22 protein-coding genes are annotated in these 20,239 nt (G+C 63.4%); 12 read left to right on the forward strand and 10 right to left on the reverse strand.

The window, feature by feature from the left end; translation table 11 throughout:
* Positions 1-5 precede the first annotated feature (5 nt).
* From FJW10_RS17755 to hslV, 5 genes are all read right to left on the reverse strand, one after another.
* Positions 6-965: a DUF1402 family protein gene (locus FJW10_RS17755; RefSeq protein WP_140901065.1), complete on the reverse strand. Its 960-nt coding sequence runs from the start codon at positions 963-965 to the stop codon at positions 6-8.
* A 260-nt stretch (positions 966-1,225) separates the two neighbouring features.
* Positions 1,226-2,536 (reverse strand): ATP-dependent protease ATPase subunit HslU, encoded by a 1,311-nt coding sequence (gene hslU / locus FJW10_RS17760; protein ID WP_140658744.1) that lies wholly within the window; start codon positions 2,534-2,536, stop codon positions 1,226-1,228.
* Positions 2,537-2,541: 5 nt separating this feature from the next.
* Positions 2,542-3,141, reverse strand: a complete 600-nt coding sequence (locus FJW10_RS17765) for a DUF2585 domain-containing protein (RefSeq protein WP_140901066.1) — start codon at positions 3,139-3,141, stop codon at positions 2,542-2,544.
* A gap of 4 nt (positions 3,142-3,145) precedes the next feature.
* Positions 3,146-3,673 carry a GNAT family N-acetyltransferase gene (locus FJW10_RS17770; RefSeq protein WP_140901067.1) on the reverse strand — a complete coding sequence of 176 codons (528 nt, stop codon included), beginning with the start codon at positions 3,671-3,673 and terminating at the stop codon, positions 3,146-3,148.
* A gap of 44 nt (positions 3,674-3,717) precedes the next feature.
* On the reverse strand, positions 3,718-4,269 hold the full coding sequence (hslV, locus tag FJW10_RS17775; RefSeq protein WP_140834335.1) for an ATP-dependent protease subunit HslV: 552 nt from the start codon (positions 4,267-4,269) through the stop codon (positions 3,718-3,720).
* 219 nt (positions 4,270-4,488) lie between these two features.
* On the opposite strand from hslV, the gene hisB reads away from it, so the two are divergent.
* From hisB to FJW10_RS17840, 11 genes are all read left to right on the forward strand, one after another.
* The gene (hisB, locus tag FJW10_RS17780) at positions 4,489-5,085 is read left to right on the forward strand and encodes an imidazoleglycerol-phosphate dehydratase HisB (RefSeq protein WP_140901068.1); all 597 of its coding nucleotides are present in this window, start codon (positions 4,489-4,491) and stop codon (positions 5,083-5,085) included.
* A 4-nt stretch (positions 5,086-5,089) separates the two neighbouring features.
* Complete coding sequence (locus FJW10_RS17785) at positions 5,090-5,566, forward strand: DUF2628 domain-containing protein (RefSeq protein ID WP_140834339.1); 477 nt, start codon at positions 5,090-5,092, stop codon at positions 5,564-5,566.
* Position 5,567: 1 nt separating this feature from the next.
* Positions 5,568-6,218 carry an imidazole glycerol phosphate synthase subunit HisH gene (gene hisH / locus FJW10_RS17790; protein ID WP_140901069.1) on the forward strand — a complete coding sequence of 217 codons (651 nt, stop codon included), beginning with the start codon at positions 5,568-5,570 and terminating at the stop codon, positions 6,216-6,218.
* 2 nt (positions 6,219-6,220) lie between these two features.
* On the forward strand, positions 6,221-6,511 hold the full coding sequence (locus tag FJW10_RS17795; protein WP_140641712.1) for a DUF1330 domain-containing protein: 291 nt from the start codon (positions 6,221-6,223) through the stop codon (positions 6,509-6,511).
* Positions 6,512-6,514: 3 nt separating this feature from the next.
* Positions 6,515-7,261: a 1-(5-phosphoribosyl)-5-[(5-phosphoribosylamino)methylideneamino]imidazole-4-carboxamide isomerase gene (gene hisA, locus FJW10_RS17800; RefSeq protein ID WP_140901070.1), complete on the forward strand. Its 747-nt coding sequence runs from the start codon at positions 6,515-6,517 to the stop codon at positions 7,259-7,261.
* Positions 7,258-8,097 (forward strand): arginase family protein, encoded by an 840-nt coding sequence (locus FJW10_RS17805; RefSeq protein ID WP_140901071.1) that lies wholly within the window; start codon positions 7,258-7,260, stop codon positions 8,095-8,097. The genes hisA and FJW10_RS17805 overlap by 4 nt, the downstream gene beginning before the upstream one ends.
* Positions 8,094-8,888: an imidazole glycerol phosphate synthase subunit HisF gene (gene hisF, locus FJW10_RS17810; protein WP_181177565.1), complete on the forward strand. Its 795-nt coding sequence runs from the start codon at positions 8,094-8,096 to the stop codon at positions 8,886-8,888. Before FJW10_RS17805 ends, hisF begins: the two co-directional genes overlap by 4 nt.
* 9 nt (positions 8,889-8,897) lie before the next feature.
* Positions 8,898-9,221, forward strand: coding sequence for a phosphoribosyl-ATP diphosphatase (locus FJW10_RS17815; RefSeq protein ID WP_140901073.1), 324 nt, complete (start codon positions 8,898-8,900; stop codon positions 9,219-9,221).
* A gap of 37 nt (positions 9,222-9,258) precedes the next feature.
* Positions 9,259-10,218, forward strand: coding sequence for a type I pantothenate kinase (gene coaA, locus FJW10_RS17820; RefSeq protein ID WP_140834350.1), 960 nt, complete (start codon positions 9,259-9,261; stop codon positions 10,216-10,218).
* Positions 10,219-10,576: 358 nt separating this feature from the next.
* Entirely contained in the window at positions 10,577-12,268 is a 1,692-nt protein-coding gene (locus FJW10_RS17830; protein ID WP_246674298.1) for a hypothetical protein, read from the forward strand.
* A gap of 338 nt (positions 12,269-12,606) precedes the next feature.
* Positions 12,607-14,205 (forward strand): hypothetical protein, encoded by a 1,599-nt coding sequence (locus FJW10_RS17840; RefSeq protein ID WP_140901077.1) that lies wholly within the window; start codon positions 12,607-12,609, stop codon positions 14,203-14,205.
* Between the two features lie 98 nt (positions 14,206-14,303).
* On the opposite strand, the gene FJW10_RS17845 is transcribed toward FJW10_RS17840, so the two are convergent.
* The 5 genes from FJW10_RS17845 to FJW10_RS17865 all read right to left on the reverse strand — a co-directional run bounded on the left by FJW10_RS17845 (position 14,304) and on the right by FJW10_RS17865 (position 19,104).
* The gene (locus tag FJW10_RS17845; RefSeq protein WP_140901078.1) at positions 14,304-15,518 is read right to left on the reverse strand and encodes a glycosyltransferase family 87 protein; all 1,215 of its coding nucleotides are present in this window, start codon (positions 15,516-15,518) and stop codon (positions 14,304-14,306) included.
* A 74-nt stretch (positions 15,519-15,592) separates the two neighbouring features.
* Positions 15,593-16,210 carry an alpha-ketoglutarate-dependent dioxygenase AlkB gene (locus FJW10_RS17850; protein ID WP_140901079.1) on the reverse strand — a complete coding sequence of 206 codons (618 nt, stop codon included), beginning with the start codon at positions 16,208-16,210 and terminating at the stop codon, positions 15,593-15,595.
* Positions 16,211-16,417: 207 nt separating this feature from the next.
* Positions 16,418-16,894, reverse strand: a complete 477-nt coding sequence (lysM, locus tag FJW10_RS17855) for a peptidoglycan-binding protein LysM (protein WP_140658730.1) — start codon at positions 16,892-16,894, stop codon at positions 16,418-16,420.
* A 78-nt stretch (positions 16,895-16,972) separates the two neighbouring features.
* Positions 16,973-17,410: an alternative ribosome rescue aminoacyl-tRNA hydrolase ArfB gene (gene arfB, locus FJW10_RS17860; protein WP_140834364.1), complete on the reverse strand. Its 438-nt coding sequence runs from the start codon at positions 17,408-17,410 to the stop codon at positions 16,973-16,975.
* Between the two features lie 83 nt (positions 17,411-17,493).
* Complete coding sequence (locus FJW10_RS17865) at positions 17,494-19,104, reverse strand: phosphoenolpyruvate carboxykinase (protein WP_140901080.1); 1,611 nt, start codon at positions 19,102-19,104, stop codon at positions 17,494-17,496.
* A gap of 341 nt (positions 19,105-19,445) precedes the next feature.
* On the opposite strand from FJW10_RS17865, the gene FJW10_RS17870 reads away from it, so the two are divergent.
* A complete protein-coding gene (locus FJW10_RS17870) occupies positions 19,446-20,147 on the forward strand; it encodes a response regulator transcription factor (protein WP_006201274.1) in 702 nt (233 codons plus the stop codon).
* Positions 20,148-20,239 lie beyond the last annotated feature (92 nt).

The following is a 20,239-nucleotide window of genomic DNA, read 5'->3' on the forward strand; positions in this document are numbered from 1 at the left end:
GTTTTCTAGAAAAGCGCCTTCAGCTCGTCCAGCTTGTCGTTGACCAGCCAGCCGTAATAATTCTCCTCAGGCAGCTTTTCCGGTTCGCCGGCAGCGCGGCGCTTGTCGTTCTCGGCCTTCAGCGCATAGGCGCGCTGCTCGGGGTTGCCGACATTGTAGAGCGTGGCGGTCAGGCCCGGATTTTTCGAGATGTCGAAGCCGGCAATGCCGCGATAGGCGTCGATCGACTTCTTGATGGTCGCGGCGACGTAGGGCAGCGTCAGGTCCGGGTCCATGATGGTCTTGTAGACCGCGTTGGGATCGCCGACGTCGAGCCTGGGCAGGCCGGAGACCTTGTGCACCAAGTCGCTCATCTGCAGCGCCGTCAGCGGGTTCAACTGGCCGAGCCCGAACGTCTGGCCGGCATAATAAGGCTGGAAGAAGGTGGCGCCGAAGCGGTCGTTGGGGAAATCCTCGTCGCCGACGGTCTTGCCGCGGAAGGCGCGGTTCCAGACCTGCTCGCGGCATTCCCAAAGGTCGTAGCTATCGTCCATGCCGGCGCATTTCTTGAATTCGGGCCGCTGGATGAAATCCGAGACGTCCTCGCCGTGATAGGCGAAGGAAAGCTTGCTCGACAAATAGGAGATCGCCTTGACGTAATAGGTCTGCAGGCGGTCATAGGCGTCGACATTGTAGGTGTGCTCGCCGACGATGGCGCCGACGATATGCATGGGGTCGATGCCGTAGGCCGCCGCCGCCTTCCTGATCTTGCCGCGCAGCTCGGCGTCGTTCTGCAACAGCGCGTAGACCTTGCGGTACTTGGCCTGGAACGTCGTGCTGGTGGCCTGGGTGCGCCGGCTGGAGGCGCCCGGAATATCCGGCTGCACGCTGTTGCGGTTGCCCGGCGGCACCATTGTCGCGGCATCGGCGATCGTCACCGCCGCCGCCAGCGCAAGTCCAACACAGAGAAACAGGTATTTCTTCATCCGTCGCCGCCTTGGGGCGGCTCGGCTATCGCCGATCCACCCCAACCATTTTGATTGAACGCAATTTCAGGCGGAAAACCGCTGGACACTTTTCCTGAAATTGCTTTCGGAAACGGCGGCAACCTAGGTAAAGCGCCCGGCAGAGTCGAGAGAAGGCTTCAATCTGCCACCAAGAATGGTGGCCAGATGCTTCCATTTGGCCACACTTGGGGTTGCAAGAGCGTTTCGGGCTTGCCTGCAGGCAAGCCCGAAATCACGAGCTAAAGGATGAACCGCGACAGGTCGGTGTTGCGCGACAGGTCGCCGACATGTTTCTCGACATAGGCAGCGTCGATGGTGACGGCCGTGCCGTTGCGGTCCGGGGCGTCGTAGGAGATTTCGTCCAGCACGCGCTCCATTACGGTCTGCAGGCGCCGGGCGCCGATGTTCTCGACGCTGGCGTTGAGGTCGACGGCGATGCCGGCGAGCGAATCGATGGCGTCGTCGGTGAATGTCAGCTCGACGCCCTCGGTCTTCATCAGCGCGATATACTGCTTGATGAGGCTTGCCTCCGTCTCGGTGAGGATGCGGATGAAATCCGCCTTCTCCAGCGCGCGCAGCTCGACACGGATCGGCAGGCGGCCCTGCAGCTCGGGCAGCAGGTCCGACGGCTTGGAGACGTGGAAGGCGCCCGAAGCGATGAACAATATATGGTCGGTCTTGATCGGCCCATATTTGGTCGCGACCGTGGTGCCTTCGACCAGCGGCAGCAGGTCGCGCTGCACGCCTTCGCGCGACGGGCCGCCCGAAATGTCGCTCCTGGCCGCGATCTTGTCGATCTCGTCGAGGAAGACGATGCCGTCGTTCTCGGCCGATTCCAGCGCCCTGCGCACCACCTCGTCCTGGTCGAGCAGCTTGTCGGACTCGTCATTGACCAGCAGCGCGTAGGAATCGCGCACCGTGGTCTTGCGGGTCTTGGTCTTGCGGCCGCCCATCGCCTTCGACAGCATGTCGTTGATGTTGAGCACGCCGACATTGGCGCCGGGCATGCCGGGGATCTCGAAGCCGGGCATGCCGCCGGTGCCGGTGTCGGCCACCTCGATCTCGATCTCCTTGTCGTCAAGCTCGCCGTCGCGCAGCTTCTTGCGGAACGAATCGCGGGTCGCCGGGCTTGCCGTCTTGCCGACGAGGGCTTCCAGCACGCGCTCCTCGGCATTGACCTGGGCGCGCGCATTGACATCCCCGCGCATCTTTTCGCGTGCCAGGCCGATGGCAACCTCGACGAGGTCGCGCACGATCTGTTCGACATCGCGGCCGACATAGCCGACCTCGGTGAACTTGGTCGCCTCGACCTTGACGAAGGGCGCGCCGGCGAGCCGCGCCAGGCGGCGCGATATCTCGGTCTTGCCGACGCCGGTCGGGCCGATCATCAGGATGTTCTTCGGCATCACCTCTTCGCGCATCTGGCCTTCCAGCTGCTGGCGGCGCCAGCGGTTGCGCAAGGCGATCGCCACGGCGCGCTTGGCGTCCTTCTGGCCGATGATGAAGCGGTCGAGTTCCGAAACGATTTCACGGGGAGAAAAGGTGCTCATAAGACTCAAATTCCACTTTGCCACTGCTTGATGGACTCGAACGGATGCAGCAGCATGATCACGTTGAGCGTCAGATTGTCCCGGATGATGTAGCCCGTGCCGAGCTCGAAGATGAGCGCCAGGGCCACGATCACCCATATAGGTAGCTTTCGCGCCATCACAAATCCCAGCGCCATGAACAGCGTGTCGGACACCGAGTTGATGATGGAGTCACCGTAGTAGTTGAGCGAGATGGTGCCGGCACGGTAGCGGTCGATGATGAAGGGGCTGTTTTCCAGAAGCTCCCAACCACCTTCGATGAGGACCGCGAAAGCGAGCCGCAGCCCAATTGGCGATCGCGGGAAGAGGAACCTCGCCAGCGCATAGAACAGGAAGCCGTGGATGATATGCGAGAAGGTGTACCAGTCGGCGATGTGCTGGGAATTCTCCGAGCTGTCGACCACGCCGTGCCAGAGCTTGACGTAGCCGCAGGTGCAGATCGGCGGATGGCCCATGCCGTACAAGGCGCCTGCCTGGAAGATGACCAGAGCAAGCACGAGCAGCAGGCCCATGCGCCAACTGTCCTCATAGGCGGAAAGCGTCCTGTACTCTTCGGGCGCGGTCATTCGGTCAGTCCCCCAGATTTTCATCGTCGTCTTCGGCCGCATCGACAGCCATCAGCACGACGTCCCCATATTGCGAATGCCTGCGGCCGATCGGCCTGAAGCCCGCCTTCTCATAGGCGCGGATGGCGCGGCCATTGTCGGGATGCGGATCGATGACGACGCGCGGCGCACCTTCCTCGAAAAGCTCCTCGACGAACTGGCGCAGGATGGCCGGGCCATGGCCGACGCCGACCAGTTCCGGCGGACCGATCGACAGATCGATGCCAAGCGTGCCGAAGGGCTGGTCGGCATAGGGATGGTCGTCCTCCATATGCGGGTCATAGCTCTGCAGATAGGCGATCGGCCTGCCGTCGAGCTCGACGATCAGCGGCTCCACCGAAACGGAATCCATATGCTCGCGGATCTCGGCGATCTCCTTGGCCGGATCGTCCCACCAGCCGGCAACATGCGGCTCGCGCAGCCAACTGGCGATCATCGGCAGGTCTTTTTCCGTGACCGGCCGAAAATCATATGTATCTGCTGGTTCGACCATGATCTGTCCGAAAAACCGGCGGCCACTTTTCGGGATCATGGTCGTCAGGCGGCATCGAGCGTTTCGACAACAAAATTGTTGTTGGTGTAGACGCAGATCTCGGCCGCGATCTGCATCGCCTTGCGGGCGATCTCCTCGGCATCCTTGTCGGTGTCGATCAGCGCGCGGGCAGCCGCCAGCGCGTAGTTGCCGCCGGAACCGATGGCCATGACGCCATGCTCGGGCTCCAGCACGTCGCCATTGCCGGTCAGCGCCAGCGAGACCGACTTGTCGGCGACCAGCATCATGGCTTCCAGGCGGCGCAGATAGCGGTCGGTGCGCCAGTCCTTGGCGAGCTCGACGCAGGCGCGCGTCAGCTGGTCGGGATATTGCTCGAGCTTGGCCTCGAGCCGCTCGAGCAAGGTGAAGGCATCGGCGGTGGCGCCGGCGAAGCCGGCAATGACGCTGCCGCCCTTGCCGATGCGGCGCACCTTGCGGGCGTTGCCCTTCATGATCGTCTGGCCGAGGCTGACCTGGCCGTCGCCGGCGATCACGACCTTGTCGCCCTTGCGCACGCTGACGATGGTCGTGGCGTGCATGGTGAGTTCATTCGACATTTCCGGCTCCGATTCGCGCTATCCCTTTAGAAAGGCGATTGGCGCGGTACGAGTGACTTTGATCGGCCATATGTATGCATAGGGCCAACGATTGCAAACCGCCCCTCAGTCGAGGCCGATAGCGGCCGGAATGGCAACTGGCAATCGCCGGATCATGCTGATAGAAGGCTTTCGTTTTCAAGCCCTGGCGCCTCCGAACAGGGCAACAAGGACAGAGCGATGACGCGTTCGGCCGAAGTCAGCCGCAAGACCAAGGAAACCGAGATTTCGGTCTCCGTCCATGTCGACGGCAAGGGAAAATCCGACATTTCGACCGGTGTCGGCTTCTTCGACCATATGCTCGACCAGCTGTCGCGGCATTCGCTGATCGACATGACGATCAAGGCCAAGGGCGACCTGCATATCGACGATCACCACACCGTCGAGGACACCGGCATCGCGATCGGCCAGGCGTTAGCCAAGGCGCTGGGCGAACGGCGCGGCATCATGCGCTACGCCTCGATCGACCTCGCCATGGACGAGACGCTGACCAGGGCGGCGATCGACGTCTCCGGCCGGCCGTTCCTGGTCTGGAACGTCGCCTTCTCGTCGCCGAAGATCGGCACGTTCGACACCGAACTGGTGCGGGAGTTCTTCCAGGCGCTGGCGCAGAATGCCGGCATCACGCTGCATGTGACCAACCATTACGGCGCCAACAACCATCACATCGCCGAAACCTGCTTCAAGGCGGTGGCGCGGGCGCTGCGCGCGGCGCTGGAGCGCGATCCGCGCCAGCCCGACGCGGTGCCATCCACCAAGGGATCCCTGAAAGGATAGCCCTATGGCGATCTATGTCGTGATGCAGCCGCCGGCTGGCGGCAACAAAGCCGAGGACGCGATCTTCGTGCGCGACAGCTTCACCTGGCTGGGCTTCCTGGCCGCGCCGCTCTGGCTCGCCTGGCACCGGCTGTGGATCGAGGCGGCCCTAACCTTCATCGTCATGGCGCTCCTGTCGGTGCTCGGCGAGAGGCTCGGGCTCGAAGGGGCCGGATCGATGCTGTCGCTGCTGGTCTCGCTCTATGTCGGGTTCGAAGGCCGGGGCCTGCGCATCGCGGCACTTCGCCGGCGCGGCTGGCGGGAATGGGGCGTGGTCGAGGCCGGCGATCTCGGCGACGCCGAGACGCGCCATGCGCTGGAAACCGCCGACGATGTCGAGGAGGCGGCGCCAATGCCGCGCATCGTGCCGGACGCGTCGCTGGCCCGTCCGCCACAGACAGGCATGGCGCTGGGATTGACCCATACGCCCGGAAGGCCCTGACATGCGGGTAGCCATCATCGACTACGGCTCGGGCAATCTGCGCTCGGCCACCAAGGCCTTCGAGCGCGCCGCGCATGAGGCGGGCCTTGCGGCGACGATCGAGCTGACGGCCGACGCCGAGCGCGTGCGTTCCGCCGACCGCATCGTGCTGCCGGGTGTCGGCGCCTATGCCGACTGCGCCGCCGGCCTGCACGCGGTGGCAGGCATGTGGGAGGCGGTGGAGGAGGCGGCAATCGCCAAGGGGCGGCCTTTCCTCGGCATCTGCGTCGGCATGCAGCTGATGTCGGAACGCGGCCTCGAAAAGACCATCACCAAGGGCCTCGGCTGGATCGCCGGCGACGTCAAGGAGATCACGCCGTCCGATCCGGCGCTGAAAATCCCGCAGATCGGCTGGAACACGATCGAGCTTGCCCGCCCGCATCCGCTGTTTTCCGGCATCGAGACCGGCGCGAAGGGATTGCACGCCTATTTCGTCCATTCCTACTATCTCGATGCGCGGAAGGCGGACGAGGTACTGGCGACGGCGGACTATGGCGGCGCGGTGACGGCAGCGGTTTCGCGCGACAATATCGCCGGCACGCAGTTCCATCCCGAGAAGAGCCAGGCGCTCGGCCTGGCCTTGATCACCAATTTCCTGAAGTGGAGGCCCTGAAAATGAGCAAGAAGGGCTATTGGATGGCGATGATCGATGTCCGCGATCCGGATGTCTATAAGCAGTATATCGAAGCCAATGCCGTCGCCTTCGCGAAATACGGCGCGAAGTTCCCGGTCCGGGCCGGCCGCTACGAGAGCCCGGAAGGAGCGACCGGCAACCGTCACGTGCTGGTCGAGTTCGACACCTACGACAAGGCGATCGAATGCTATCACTCGCCTGAATATCAGCATGCCTCGAAGTTCCGGCTCGCCGCCTCGACCGGCCATTTCGTCATCGTCGAGGGCGCCTGACCGATGATCCTGTTTCCGGCGATAGACCTCAAGGACGGCAAGTGCGTGCGCCTGAAGCACGGCGACATGGCCACCGCCACCATCTACAACGACGATCCCGCCGCGCAGGCGAAAGCCTTCGAGGAGCAGGGCTTCGAGTGGCTGCATGTCGTCGACCTCAACGGCGCCTTCAAGGGCCAGAGCGTCAACTCAGCGGCGGTCGGCGCTATCCTGAAAGCGACGAAGAACCCGGTGCAGCTCGGTGGCGGCATCCGCACCTTGCCGCAGATCGAGGACTGGCTGGATCGCGGCCTGACGCGCGTTATCCTCGGCACCGTGGCGGTGCGCGAACCCGAACTGGTCAAGCAAGCCTGCAAGGCTTTTCCCGGAAAAATAGTGGTCGGCATCGACGCCAAGGGCGGCAAGGTCGCCGTCGAGGGCTGGGCCGAGGCCTCCGAGCTCGGCGTCATCGAGCTGGCGAACAAGTTCGAGGGCGCAGGCGTGGCCGCCATCATCTACACCGACATCGATCGGGACGGTGTGCTGACCGGCATCAACTGGGATTCGACCATCGACCTCGCCGAGGCGGTGTCCATTCCGGTGATCGCATCCGGCGGCCTCGCCTCGATCGCCGACATCGTGCGCATGACCATGCCGGACGCCCACAAACTCGAAGGCGCGATCTCCGGCCGCGCCCTATATGACGGACGTATCGACCCGACCGAAGCGCTGGCGATCCTGCGCGGCGAGCGGGCGGAGGCAAGAGCGTGAACATTTCCATCATCCTGGCATCCTATGACAGCGGCCATTTCCACAGCGGCTGCGGCCAGGGCCCGGACGCGCTGATCTCGGGCGGGCTGGCCGAGGCGCTGAAGCTCGCCGGCCACGATGTCGAGGTGCATGACATCGGCAAGGTGGTCGAGGACGAAGAAGAGCGCGAGATCAGCACCGGATTCGCCGTCTGCAACGCCGTTTCGGGCCAAGTCCGCATCGCGATGGACAAAAAGCGGTTTCCGATCGTGCTGGCGGGCAACTGCCTGACCGCCGCGGGCGCCGTGGCCGGCGCCGGCGCCGACGCCGTTATCTGGGCCGACCAGCATGGCGACCTCAACACGCCTGAGACCTCCACCACCGGCTTCCTCGACGGCATGGCGCTGGCTGTCGCACTGGGCCTGTGCTGGCGGCCGATGGCCAACCAGATCCCCGGCTTTAGGCCGGTCGATCCGTCGCGCTGCGTTTTGGTCAATGCGCGCGACCTCGACGAGGCCGAGAAGGAGCTGCTGAAAGCGCTGCCCGTCATCCGGACCGAGTGCCCGGACTGGAAGGCTGCTGCGCAAAGGCTGAAGGCCGATGGCGCAAACCAGGTGCACATGCATGTCGACCTCGACGTGCACGACCCCGAGAAGCTGCAGGCCAACCGCTACACCACGCCCGGCGGTCCGGCGCCTGAACAGGTGCGCACCGCCATGTGCGGTCTCGCCGGTCCGCTCGCCATCGCCGGGCTGACCATTTCCGCCTATGATCCGGCCTTCGACCCCAAGGGCGACGTGCCGCCGCTGGTCGGCGAGCTGGTGGTCGACCTGCTCTCGACCCTGGAAGGCAAGTGATGCTCAAGGCCCGCGTCATCCCTTGCCTCGACGTCAAGGACGGCCGGGTGGTCAAGGGCGTCAATTTCGTCGACCTGATCGATGCCGGCGACCCGGTCGAAGCCGCCAAGGCTTATGATGCCGCAGGCGCCGACGAGCTCTGTTTCCTCGACATCACCGCATCGTCCGACAATCGCGAGACGATCTTCGACGTGGTCGCCAGGACGGCCGAGCAGTGCTTCATGCCGCTCACCGTCGGCGGCGGCGTGCGCCAGGTGGCCGACATCCGCAAGCTGCTTCTGGCCGGCGCCGACAAGGTGTCGATCAACACCGCGGCGGTGAAGAACCCGGATTTCGTCGCGGAAGCCGCCGACAAGTTCGGCAACCAGTGCATCGTCGTGGCGATCGACGCCAAGAAGGTGTCGGCGGCCGGCGAAGCCGATCGCTGGGAGATTTTCACCCATGGCGGACGCGAGAAGACCGGCATCGACGCGGTCGAATTCGCCAAGACGATGGTCGAGCGCGGCGCCGGCGAGATTCTTTTGACCTCGATGGACCGCGACGGCACCAAGGCCGGCTACGACATTGCGCTCACCCGCGCGATTGCCGACGCGGTGCGCGCGCCGGTGATCGCTTCCGGCGGCGTCGGAACGCTCGATCACCTGGTCGAAGGCATCCGCGACGGCCATGCGGGCGCGGTGCTTGCCGCCTCGATCTTCCACTTCGGCACCTTCACGATCGCCGAGGCCAAGGCGCACATGGCCAGAGCCGGCCTGCCGATGCGGCTGGACTCGTCGGCACATCGGACTTAAACCACTGCTATGGCTCAATTTTCGCTCGCCGAGCTGGAAACGATCATCCATCAGCGCGCCCATTCCGGCGACGCTGACTCGTGGACGGCGAAGCTGTTCGCCAAGGGCATCGACAAGGCGGCTCAAAAAGTCGGCGAGGAGGCCGTGGAGACCGTGATCGCCGCCATCCGCGGCGACAGGCAGGCCCTCGTTTCGGAAAGTGCCGATCTTATATATCATTGGCTGGTCGTCCTTGGCATAGCGGGCATTCCGCTTGACGACGTGCTGAAGGAGCTCGAGAGCCGAACCGGCCGCTCGGGCATCGCCGAAAAGGCGTCTCGTCCCCGCGGTTGATGGCCCGGGGCTGACGGCGAGGAGGGTAGGAAACCCGATGGACCAGCTTGCTCCGACCGAGAAGTATTCCCCCTATCGATTCTTCTCCGCCGAGCAATGGTCGCAGTTCCGCGCAGACACGCCGCTGACGCTGACCGGGGAAGAGATCGACCGGCTGCGCTCGCTCAACGACCCGGTCGACCTCGAAGAGGTCAAGCGCATCTATCTCTCGTTGTCGCGGCTGCTTTCGGCGCATGTCGAGGCAAGCCAGCTTTTGTTCAGGCAGCGCCAGGCCTTCTTCAAGGCGCAGGATGTCGTCAAGACCCCCTTCATCATCGGCATCGCCGGCTCGGTCGCGGTCGGCAAGTCGACCACGGCGCGCGTGCTGAAGCAGCTTCTGGCGCGCTGGCCGTCGAGCCCGAAGGTGGACCTCATCACCACCGACGGATTCCTGTTGCCCAACGAGATCCTGCGCCGCGAGAACCTCATGGAGCGCAAAGGGTTCCCCGAGAGCTACGACGTCGGCGCGCTGCTCAGGTTCCTGTCCGGCATCAAGTCGGCGCAAAACAGCGTCATCGCGCCGGTCTATTCGCACCTGACCTATGACGTGATCCCCGGCGAGTTCGTCACCATCGACCGTCCGGACATATTGATCTTCGAAGGCATCAACGTCCTGCAGCCGGGCAAGCTGCCGAAGGACGGCAAGATCGTGCCGTTCCTGTCCGACTTCTTCGACTTCGCCATCTATATCGATGCCGACGAGAAGCTGATCCATCAATGGTACATCCAGCGCTTCATGCGGCTGCGCGAAACCGCCTTCCGCAATCCGGACTCCTTCTTCCACCGCTATTCGCAGCTTTCGCAGGATGCCGCGCGGGCCATCGCCGAAGGGCTCTGGGCCAACATCAACCTGAAGAACCTGCGCGAGAACATCCTGCCGACCAGGGCGCGGGCCGATCTCATCCTGCGCAAGGGCGCCAACCACCTGATCGAGGAGGTGGCGTTAAGGAAATTGTGACCCCTTAACGGCGCCTTAGGCAATCCCGACTAGCTTAGCGAGCCAAACTCCAGCGGGTGTCGGGAGGCAACCGGTGATCAATGCGGGCAATGCCGCCGGCCGCAAGGCCCCGGTCTATTCACTGGTCATTCGATCTTCAACGAGGAGGCGGTGCTGCCGCTGCTCGTGCGGCGGGATGAGCCTAACTCGACAAGCTCGACGCCAGCGCCGGAACAGTGTTTTCCTATTGCGGGCATCGCTGCGTGACGTTCATGCCTGACAGTGCGCTTGGCGTCGAAATCTTCCGCTTCGCCTGTGCAACCGGTGCCGGACTCCTTCTCTCCGTTGGGCTGGCCGCAATTCTCACCGATCTTGCTGGATGCCCGTCGTCGGCGCCGGTGGCGCTTGCTTCCATTCTTGTGCCGGTTCTGAACTTCGCAGTCTTACGCAAGTTTGTCTTCCTCGGAGGCGGTCGCATGGGCGCCAACAGCTCCCTCTGCCCGGAAGGAGAGAGCCGATGACCGCCGTCCTCTACAGACCGACAGCAGACGCGCCGATCGGCGAAGCGCGCAACACGTGGGCATGGACCTCGATTCTTTGCCTGCTGGTCCTGGCGGCCGCCGTTCCCTGGCAGATGCGATGGGGCATCATACCCGACACGAGTTGGGTGATCACCGTATGCGAACGGATGCTTGCCGGATCACGGCTCTACGTCGACATTTTCGAAGTCAATCCGCCTTTCACGCTTTGGATGTTCATGCCGGCCGTGGCGCTCGCGCATAAGATCGGCATCTCGCCTGAAATCGCGGTTCATGCCTACAGCTATGCGATCTGCCTGGCAGGACTGGGCCTTGCCGCATGGATCGCCAGGCGGGCGGGTTTTGTCGAGAACCGCACCCTGTTTTCGCTGCTGCCTCTGTTTCTGGCGCTGCTGGTCATCCTCCCCGGCAATGCCTTCAGCGAGCGGGAGCATCTCGGGATCGCGCTGTTTTTGCCGTTGCTCATGCTGACGGCCTGGCGCGCGGCGCCAATCGACGATCGAATACCCAGCCTGCCGGTTGCCCTCCTTGCCGGATTGAGCGGCAGCATCCTGGTGCTGGTGAAGCCCTATTATGCGCTGGTCGTGCTCGTTCCGGCTCTCTACGCGGCCTGGAACCGCCGGTCGATCCGGACGCTTTTCACCGTCGAGTACTGGACGATCGGCCTGGTTTGCGTCGCCTATGTCGTTGCCGTCCAGCATTTCCATCCGGAATTCCTGAGCGTCATCTACCCGGTGCTGGCCGACACCTACATGCGGATACAGAATATGGAGGCGTTGCTGACGACCTATGGGCCGATCTACCTGATCGCGCTGCTGGCGCTGCGCTTTCTTCGCCCAGGATTGCCGTTGTCGCCGCTGATCACCGTATTCACGCTTGCTTCGCTGGCTGCAACCGTGCCGCTGATCTACCAGGCCAAGGGCTGGGCCTATCACGCGTTTCCGGCCTTCAGCCTGATTCTTGCGGCGCTACCGTTGAGGATGGCGCAAGCTGGCCCGGCGCCATACGAGTCGTCGTCGGGCACGGCAATGGACCTGAGGCGCAAGATGCTGTTGGCTGCCATCATTGCCACCGCCGCCATCCCGTTCATGCAAACGCAGAAGCTCGGTGCCGAGTTCGTCGCCAAGCTCAAGGCCGCGGCTCCTCAGCCGACCGTCGCGCTAGTCGGCGCCGACATCTCGGGGGGCCATCCGCTCACCCGCATGCTCGGCGGGACATGGATTTCACGTCATTGCAGCGACTGGCTGGGTGAGCAGGCGCTTTATCTTTCGAGCATAGCAACCCGGAATGGCGACAAAGAGACGGCATCCCACTACCGGCAGATCGCCGATCGCTACATCGAGAGCAAGCTCGCCGAACTCGAAGCCCAACAGCCTGCCATGATAATCGTCGAGAAAATCGACAGGGACTGGAATACGGAGCTTGCCCGGTGGCAGGACTACGTCAACTTCATGCGAGGCTACCAGCAGATTGCCGAGAATGACGAACTTCAGGTGCTGCTGCGCGACCCAGGAACTGCCCAGGCAGAGTGATCCGTAGTTGCCCTTTCGGGACAGGTCGCGAGGATCAAGTGTGAGTGGGTAGGCTCGGCAATTTCGCCGTGGCGCCGCGGGCACGGGCTGACCTCATCCTGCGCAAGCACGCCAACCATCTGGTCGAAGAGGTGGCGCTGCGGAAGCTTTGGAGCGCGTCGCTGAAACGGATCTTGATGCATGTCGTTGTCGCAGAACCGCTGCACACTTCTGGGCGGCATGCATCAGGACCCGATCGACGCTCGTCGAGGACGTCCTGGCGCCGGTTAAAGCGCGCTTAACTGCCAGTCCGTTAGAAACTGAGCCACAAACGCTGTATTGCTATTGAGGCTCCCGGCATGGATGCGCCATTGGTTGCTTCGGACGAGCAGGCCGATCTGCGGCCCCGTCAGGCCGGAACTGCATTTCGTCTTGGCCTGCCGGCTGCCGCAACATTGTTGATCGCCCTCTATGCGATCGTCGTCTCGCGCGTCTTGCCGGGCAATGTCGACGTATCGTGGCTGCTGACCGTCGGCGACCGCGTGCTGAGCGGCGAACGCCTCTATGTCGACGTCGCCGAGGCCAATCCGCCCTTTTCCACCTGGCTCTATTTGCCATTCCTGGTTCTTGAGCGGTTGACCGGGCTTTCGGCGGAGCTCTGGGTGGGGCTCGGCATGGCAGTGCTGGCAATCGGTTCGGTCTGGCTTTCAGCTCGAATTCTTGTACGTGCCGACCAAACGCTGACACGATTCGTCTGGGCAGTTCCGGTCCTGGTGTTTCTTCTGCTTAGCCTGTCCCCGGCGGATTTCGGCCAGCGCGAACAGATCGCAGTCATCTGCCTTTTGCCTTGGTTGGCGCTGCTTGCGGCACGCGACCGGACCATAGATTTCCGCGCCGGCAGCACGGCCGAGCGGCTCGCCGCCGGGCTTGGCGCCGCGATTTTCGTCATGATCAAACCGCCCTTCAGCGTGCTGGCGCTGGCTGTCCCGGTGCTGGTCCTTGCCGCGCAGCGACGCTCGGCGCGGCCTCTGCTGACGACCGAGAATGTCTTCGGCGCTGCTTTGACCGTCGCCTATCTGGTCGTGCTTGTGGTTTTCATGCAGCCGTTCTTCAGCGATGTCCTGCCTTTGCTACGCGAGGTCTATTTGCCGATGCGCTTGCCGGCCGTCGACGTGTTGATGCTCTTGCCGGTGAAGATTTTCGTGGCCATGGCCGGGGCGACGTTGGCCATGGCCTACCCTGACCGGCCCCATCGCGATGCGAAGATCCTGCTGCTGGCGGGTATTGGCTATGTCCCTGCCTTTGTCGTCATGGGCAAAGGCTGGACCTATCAAGCGATCCCGTTCCTGATGCTCGGCATGTCGGCGTTTGTGCTCCAGTTCATCCGGCTGCGGCCACTGCGCGAGCTGCCTGCGCTGGCAAAGGTGGGTGTCGGGTTCGGTCTGCTTTTGGCCGTGACGACCGTCGCGCCACGGCAAGGCCTGGCATTCGTCCAATCGCGTGGCGATCTCGACGCGGCGACGGCCGCCATCAACCGGATCGCCGATCACCCGACCTTGATATCGATCGGCTCAGCGCTGCAGATCGGCAATCCGCTCGTCCGGATGGCCGGCGCTCGCATGGTTGGGCGCCACCCGTCCAGTTGGATGGTCAATGATGCCCAGGTCTTGATCGAGTCCGGGCCGGATGCCGCGACCCGGCTCAGGCTCGAAGCCTTGCGGGCGGACTACACGCAGGCGATCGCCCGTGAGTTGGCGACCAAACGGCCCGACATCGTTGCCGATGACGGAACCGCAGGACCGGATGTACCCGTAAAGCTCCATCTGAGGCAGCCGCACGCGGCGGCACCGCTGCGTGACAGCCCACTGATCGCAAAGGCTTTGCAAGACTATCGTCTGCTCTATCAGAACGCCGTGGTAACCCTGTTCATCCGCAGCGATATCGCCGAACGCAATTAGGGCGGCACTGGCCAGATCAATTGACGTTAAGGCATGTCTTTCCAAAGCAGTCCTTAAAGTCGCCAAGCCCATCGCTGCCCACGCATCCCGGAATTGCTTCAGGCTAGGGACGGTTCTCCCGAGAGTTCAGCCTTCCGGCCTCTCGTCCATATCGAATGCAGCATCCACATGGCAAGAAACAGCGGGATCAGGACAGCGACGCAATATCCGCCCCAAGTGAAAAAATGCACGACGAAAGGCCCGAGCCAGCAAATCGCCAGTATCAACCGAGGCGGCCTGGAAACCATCGCGGCGAGCATCGCGACCGCTACGGCCACACCGATCGTGTCGTAGGTGTAGCCGTAGGGCGTGGCAAGGATCGCAAGGACTGCGGTGAGCGCCACGCGTTCCTGGTGCGAGACCAGGCGCCCCGGCCACCAGAGCCAGACCGCAGCGGCAATGGAAGCGATGGTGGCGACCGCCTGCACCCCATAGGCGAGGTTCACGCCAAGGCCGACAGCCCTTGCCGTGAAGAACACCGTTATCGCGTTGTACTGATAGGGTTGCGGATAAGGCGCCTCCATGATCGCGGTCATCAAGGGCCGGGTTTCGGTCAGGAACAGGCGCCAGACATCGAAGCCGAAGAACAGGCCGGTGGCGACGGCGACCGCGACCGCGGTCCCGACGGCCGCGAGAATGGCCCTCCAGTTGCCGCTGGCGAGCAGGCAGAAAGGCACGAGAATGCCGAGATGCGGTTTGATCGTCAGCAGGCCGAACAGGATCCCGGCCAGCAGCGGACGCCTTGGCGCCACGGCGAGGCCTCCGATCAAGAGCGCGGTGGTCAGCGCGCCGTTCTGGCCGAACACCGAGTTCCAGATCACGGCGGGGCTCAAGACAATCGCCAGTTCCAGGGCCGCTCCGAGCTTCAGCGGCCGGATCGCCAGCCACAGACAGAGCACAGTCCCGACCGTCCAGACCAGATAGGCAGGCAAGATCGGCAAGGTGGCAAGCGGAACGCCGAGCAACAGGATGTTCGGCGGATAGCTCCATTCCTGATTGGGAAGGTCGGGCGAGAACATGCCGCGCAGCGCTGCGCGGTAGGCGTCCACGTCGAAAAGAAGGGCGACGTGGCCCTCCATCGCCATGCGGGACCCGGCCCAGAGGTTGGTGAAATCCCAGTAGGGCAGCCTGTGCGACAGCGCGGAAAATCCCTTGCTGTTCAGGGTCCACAAACTGCTCAGGTAAAACTCGGCCATCCAAAGCGCGACGATCGATACCACCGTGACGATGGCCACGTCCAAGAGGCTTCGGATTCTGATCCAGTCCGGCTGCATGGCGATCTCGATTTCGCAACCGACCTTTTAGTCGCCGTGTCCTTAAGATCGCGTTGCGCGGGCACCAGGAATTGTCAGCCCGGCACCGTCACCCGCCGCAGCGTCAGGTTGATGCGGCCACCATTCTTCAAAAGGGCCGATGTCGCGGGATAGATGCGGTCGACGCCGTGGAAGGCGAGGCGTCCCTCGCCGCCAAGCACGACGACGTCGCCGCTCTTCAGCTTGAACGACTTCGTGCCGTCTTCGCGCCTGTCCTGGCCGACCCGGAACAGGCAGTCGTCGCCCAGCGAGACCGACACCACGGGCGCGGCGAAATCCTGCTCGTCGCGATCCTGATGCAGGCCCATTCTGGCGTCCGCCGCATAGAAGTTGACCAGGCATGCCTCGGGCGGATGCGAATAGGCCGAGACCTCGCGCCACAGTTGCAGCAAGGCTTCAGGGATCGGCGGCCAGGGCTCGCCCGTCACCGGATGCGTGGGCTGGTAGCGATAGCCGCGCTCCCTGTCGGTGACCCAGCCGAGCGCGCCGCAATTGGTCATGCGCACACTCATCTCCTTGCCGGTGCGCGGCATGGCCGGCACGTAGAGGGGTGCTGCCTGCACGACGCGCCTGATCTCCTCGACCAGCGCTTCCTGGGCCGGCCGGGCGATGTAGCCCGGCATATGGCGGACGCCTTTGGGAAGAACGAGCATGGGTCGATCCGTTCTATCCGCCCTGGAGCATGACGCCGAAAAGTGTGAAGCGGCTTTCGGGCGACATCATGCTCTATCTCTTGGGTTTAGAGACGGATTCAGATTTCAGGTCGAACAGACCTGAAATCATCCGGCCCTAGCATGCCACCGGCAAAAGAAAACGGCGACCCGAAAGCCGCCGTTCGTTCAATCCCGGCGATATGCCCCTCAGGCCTGGTCGATATCCGGTATGCGCAGCACCTGGCCAGGATAGATCTTGTCGGGATGCGTCAGCATCGGCTTGTTGGCCTCGAAGATGACATTGTTCTTCGCGCCCTTCCCCTTGCCGTAATATTTCTCGGCGATCTTCCAGAGATTGTCGCCCTTCTGGACGGTATAGAGCGTCGGTTCCTTGGCTGGCGCCGCCTTGCCGGCCTCGGGCGCGACCTTCAGCTCGTCCGCCTGCACCTTGGAGACGCCGAGCGTGTTGCCGACGGCGATCACCGCCTTTTCGAAGACCGACTGATCCTTGACCGTGCCCTTCAAAACCGCCGTGTCGCCCTGGACGGCAACCTCGACGCCGTCCGTGCCCAGCTTGTGGGAATCGAGCTCCTTCTTCAACGTATCCGCGTTTGGCGATGCCTCGTCGTCGCCGCCGATGCCGAGCTTCTTGCCGACGCCTTTGACGAAATCGAAAATACCCATAGCTGGTCTCCTCGCTGTTGCAGCAATCGGAGCTTGCCATCTGCAACCCAGAATTGGAAGCAGCCGATTCAACCGTGCTTAATCGTTGTCGACACGGCCGCGCAGCTTTTTCACCGTCGATCGGCCTGCCTTGCTCTTAAGGCGGCGCTCCACGGCGCCTTTGGACGGCCTGGTCTTCTTGCGCGGCGGCGGTGGAGGCTCGGCCGCCTTGGCGATCAACGCCGTCAGCCGCGCCCGCGCATCGGCCCGGTTCTGCTCCTGGGTGCGGAAACGGCCGGCCTCGATGACGATGACGCCGTCCTTGGTGGCGCGCTGGCCGGCAAGCTTGATGGCACGCTCGCGCACGCGCTCGGACAGGCCGGAAGCGTTCGCCGCGTCGAAGCGCAGCTGCACGGCGGTGGCGACCTTGTTGACGTTCTGGCCGCCCGGACCGGACGAGCGGATGAAGTCCTCATGCAGGTCGCCCGCACGAATGACCGCTTCGGCCGAGATGATGATGTCGTCGTCGCTTGCCATGCACGCACTCATGACGCGATGACGGCAAAAAGAAAAGACCCGGCGCGAGCCGGGCCCTGGAGGAAAGATATGAGAAGCGGCCGCTATTCAGCCGCTTCCTGCAAGCGCGGCGCGGCGCCGAGGATGGTGGCGTCGACATGGCGTTCGAACTTCTCGAAATTGGTCGCGAACATATTGACCAGCTTCGCGGCCTGGCGGTCGTAACCGGCCTTGTCCGCCCAGGTCGAGCGCGGGTCGAGGATAGCGCTCTCGACACCCGGAACCGCCACCGGCACTTCGAAGCCGAAATTGGCGTCGGTGCGGAACTCGGCCGACTTCAGCGAACCGTCGAGCGCGGCGCCCAGCAAGGCGCGCGTCACCTTGATCGGCATGCGGCGGCCGGTGCCATAGGCGCCGCCGGTCCAGCCGGTGTTGACCAGCCAGCAGTCGACGCCGTGGCTGGCGATCAACTCGCGCAGCAGATTGCCGTATTCGGACGGGTGGCGCGGCATGAACGGGGCGCCGAAGCAGGTCGAGAACGTCGCTTCCGGCTCGGTGACGCCCTTTTCCGTGCCGGCGACCTTGGCGGTATAGCCCGACAGGAAGTGGTACATCGCCTGCGCTGGCGTCAGCCTGGCGATAGGCGGCATGACGCCGAAGGCGTCGGCGGTCAGCATGATGATGTTCTTCGGATGACCGGCGCGGCCGGTCTTCGAGGCATTGGGGATAAAGTCCAGCGGATAGGCGCAGCGCGTGTTCTCGGTCAGGCTGCCATCGTTGAAATCCGGAACGCGGCCGGCGTCGAGCACCACGTTCTCCAGCACCGTGCCGAAGCGCTGCGTGGTGGCGAAGATCTCCGGCTCGGCCTCCGCCGACAGCCTGATCGTCTTGGCGTAGCAGCCGCCCTCGAAATTGAAGATGCCGTGCGGACCCCAGCCATGCTCGTCGTCGCCGATCAGCGTGCGCGACGGATCCGCGGAAAGGGTGGTCTTGCCGGTGCCGGACAGGCCGAAGAAGACGGCCGCGTCGCCGTCCGGACCTTCATTGGCGGAGCAGTGCATCGGCATGACGCCCTTTGCCGGCAGCAGATAGTTCAGCATCGTGAACACCGACTTCTTCATCTCGCCGGCATAGGAGGTGCCGCCGATCAGCACGATCTTGCGGGTGAGGTCGACCGCGATCACCGTTTCGGTGCGGCTGCCGTGACGTGCCGGATCGGCGCGGAAGGAGGGCAGATCGATGATCGTCATCCGCGGCACGAAACGCTCGAGCTCCGCGGCTTCAGGGCGGATCAAAAGATTGCGGATGAACAGCGAATGCCAGGCGAATTCGGTGATGACCCGGGTCGGCAGCTTGAGATCGGCGTCGGCGCCGCCGACGAGGTCCTGCACGTAGAGGTCCTTGCCCGCCGCATGGGCGCGGAAGTCGGAAAGCAGCGCCTCGAACTGGGCGGGCGAGATCGCCTTGTTGTTGTCCCACCAGACTTGGCCGCCGGTCGCTTCGTCGCGCACGACGAATTTGTCCTTCGGCGAACGCCCGGTGTGCTGGCCGGTCTCGGCGACCAGGGCACCCCGCGCGGTCAACCTCGCCTCGCCGCGCCGGATCGCTTCCTCGTAGAGTTCGGCCGCGCCAAAATTATAGCGTACCATGCCCGTTGTCTTCAGGCCGATCGCGTCGATGGCGCAGTCGGGGTTGCGTTTGCCGGCTTCCGACATCAAATTTCCTCTCTGGATTTGGCCGCATCTGACGGGTGACTTCCCGGAGCCCGCGCTGGGGCCGTCAGGTTCAGAACCAGAAAAGCCGAATGATATCAAATCATTAATCGATTTAAAAAATTTGAAAGTTGTTTAAATCGTTTATATGTGCAAAAAATCGCAGAGGTTGCCCAAAGGATTGGCAGGCTTGGTTCGTCCAATCCCAATTAGGGTGCGATGGCGTGTGACGGCGGGCCGCTGGTGACTTCGGACAGGGCCCGTGCCACATTTTGTACCCAATTTGTCCTGCAAAAGCCCTTTCTCGACGACAGAAGGGACAGCTCATGAGGGAGCCGCTTGAAATGGCAACAATCGCGCTTGTCGACGACGACCGCAATATTCTGACCTCGGTGTCGATCGCGCTCGAGTCCGAGGGCTATCGGGTCGAAACCTACACGGACGGCGCGTCGGCGCTGGAAGGCCTGGCGGCGCGTCCGCCGAACCTCGCCATACTCGACATCAAGATGCCGCGCATGGACGGCATGGAGCTGTTGCGCCGCATGCGCCAGAAGTCGGACCTGCCGGTCATCTTCCTGACGTCGAAGGACGACGAGATCGACGAATTGTTCGGCCTCAAGATGGGCGCCGACGACTTCATCCGCAAACCGTTCTCGCAGCGCCTCCTTGTCGAGCGCGTGCGCGCCGTGCTGCGCCGTACCAGCGCCCGCGAGGCGGCGGCCAAGGCGCCGAGCCAGCAGGCCCGCTCGCTCGAACGCGGCCAGCTGGTGATGGACCAGGAGCGGCACACCTGCACCTGGAAGGGCGAGCCGGTGACGCTGACGGTGACCGAGTTCCTCATCCTGCATTCGCTGGCGCAACGCCCCGGCGTGGTAAAAAGCCGTGATGCGCTGATGGATTCGGCCTATGATGAGCAGGTCTATGTCGACGACCGCACCATCGACAGCCACATCAAGCGGCTGCGCAAGAAGTTCAAGGCCGTCGACGACGACTTCGAGATGATCGAAACCCTTTACGGAGTCGGATACCGGTTCCGCGAAGCATGAGAATAGGCAGTAGGCAGTAGGGAATAGTCCGTAGTCAGTTTTGAATGATGCGAGCGGCCATTCGTGCATAGCCGCGGTCAGCCAATCATTGC

The organism is Mesorhizobium sp. B4-1-1 (genome assembly GCF_006439375.1).
Taxonomy (GTDB): domain Bacteria; phylum Pseudomonadota; class Alphaproteobacteria; order Rhizobiales; family Rhizobiaceae; genus Mesorhizobium.

What these genes read in the sequence shown, in the direction of transcription:
- FJW10_RS17755 (WP_140901065.1), bottom strand. Translation starts at nt 965, where the DNA reads ATGAAGAAATACCTGTTTCTCTGTGTTGGACTTGCGCTGGCGGCGGCG.
- hslU (WP_140658744.1), bottom strand. Translation starts at nt 2,536, where the DNA reads ATGAGCACCTTTTCTCCCCGTGAAATCGTTTCGGAACTCGACCGCTTC.
- FJW10_RS17765 (WP_140901066.1), bottom strand. Translation starts at nt 3,141, where the DNA reads ATGACCGCGCCCGAAGAGTACAGGACGCTTTCCGCCTATGAGGACAGT.
- FJW10_RS17770 (WP_140901067.1), bottom strand. Translation starts at nt 3,673, where the DNA reads ATGGTCGAACCAGCAGATACATATGATTTTCGGCCGGTCACGGAAAAA.
- hslV (WP_140834335.1), bottom strand. Translation starts at nt 4,269, where the DNA reads ATGTCGAATGAACTCACCATGCACGCCACGACCATCGTCAGCGTGCGC.
- hisB (WP_140901068.1), top strand. Translation starts at nt 4,489, where the DNA reads ATGACGCGTTCGGCCGAAGTCAGCCGCAAGACCAAGGAAACCGAGATT.
- FJW10_RS17785 (WP_140834339.1), top strand. Translation starts at nt 5,090, where the DNA reads ATGGCGATCTATGTCGTGATGCAGCCGCCGGCTGGCGGCAACAAAGCC.
- hisH (WP_140901069.1), top strand. Translation starts at nt 5,568, where the DNA reads ATGCGGGTAGCCATCATCGACTACGGCTCGGGCAATCTGCGCTCGGCC.
- FJW10_RS17795 (WP_140641712.1), top strand. Translation starts at nt 6,221, where the DNA reads ATGAGCAAGAAGGGCTATTGGATGGCGATGATCGATGTCCGCGATCCG.
- hisA (WP_140901070.1), top strand. Translation starts at nt 6,515, where the DNA reads ATGATCCTGTTTCCGGCGATAGACCTCAAGGACGGCAAGTGCGTGCGC.
- FJW10_RS17815 (WP_140901073.1), top strand. Translation starts at nt 8,898, where the DNA reads ATGGCTCAATTTTCGCTCGCCGAGCTGGAAACGATCATCCATCAGCGC.
- coaA (WP_140834350.1), top strand. Translation starts at nt 9,259, where the DNA reads ATGGACCAGCTTGCTCCGACCGAGAAGTATTCCCCCTATCGATTCTTC.
- FJW10_RS17830 (WP_246674298.1), top strand. Translation starts at nt 10,577, where the DNA reads ATGCCCGTCGTCGGCGCCGGTGGCGCTTGCTTCCATTCTTGTGCCGGT.
- FJW10_RS17840 (WP_140901077.1), top strand. Translation starts at nt 12,607, where the DNA reads ATGGATGCGCCATTGGTTGCTTCGGACGAGCAGGCCGATCTGCGGCCC.
- FJW10_RS17845 (WP_140901078.1), bottom strand. Translation starts at nt 15,518, where the DNA reads ATGCAGCCGGACTGGATCAGAATCCGAAGCCTCTTGGACGTGGCCATC.
- FJW10_RS17850 (WP_140901079.1), bottom strand. Translation starts at nt 16,210, where the DNA reads ATGCTCGTTCTTCCCAAAGGCGTCCGCCATATGCCGGGCTACATCGCC.
- lysM (WP_140658730.1), bottom strand. Translation starts at nt 16,894, where the DNA reads ATGGGTATTTTCGATTTCGTCAAAGGCGTCGGCAAGAAGCTCGGCATC.
- arfB (WP_140834364.1), bottom strand. Translation starts at nt 17,410, where the DNA reads ATGGCAAGCGACGACGACATCATCATCTCGGCCGAAGCGGTCATTCGT.
- FJW10_RS17865 (WP_140901080.1), bottom strand. Translation starts at nt 19,104, where the DNA reads ATGTCGGAAGCCGGCAAACGCAACCCCGACTGCGCCATCGACGCGATC.
- FJW10_RS17870 (WP_006201274.1), top strand. Translation starts at nt 19,446, where the DNA reads ATGGCAACAATCGCGCTTGTCGACGACGACCGCAATATTCTGACCTCG.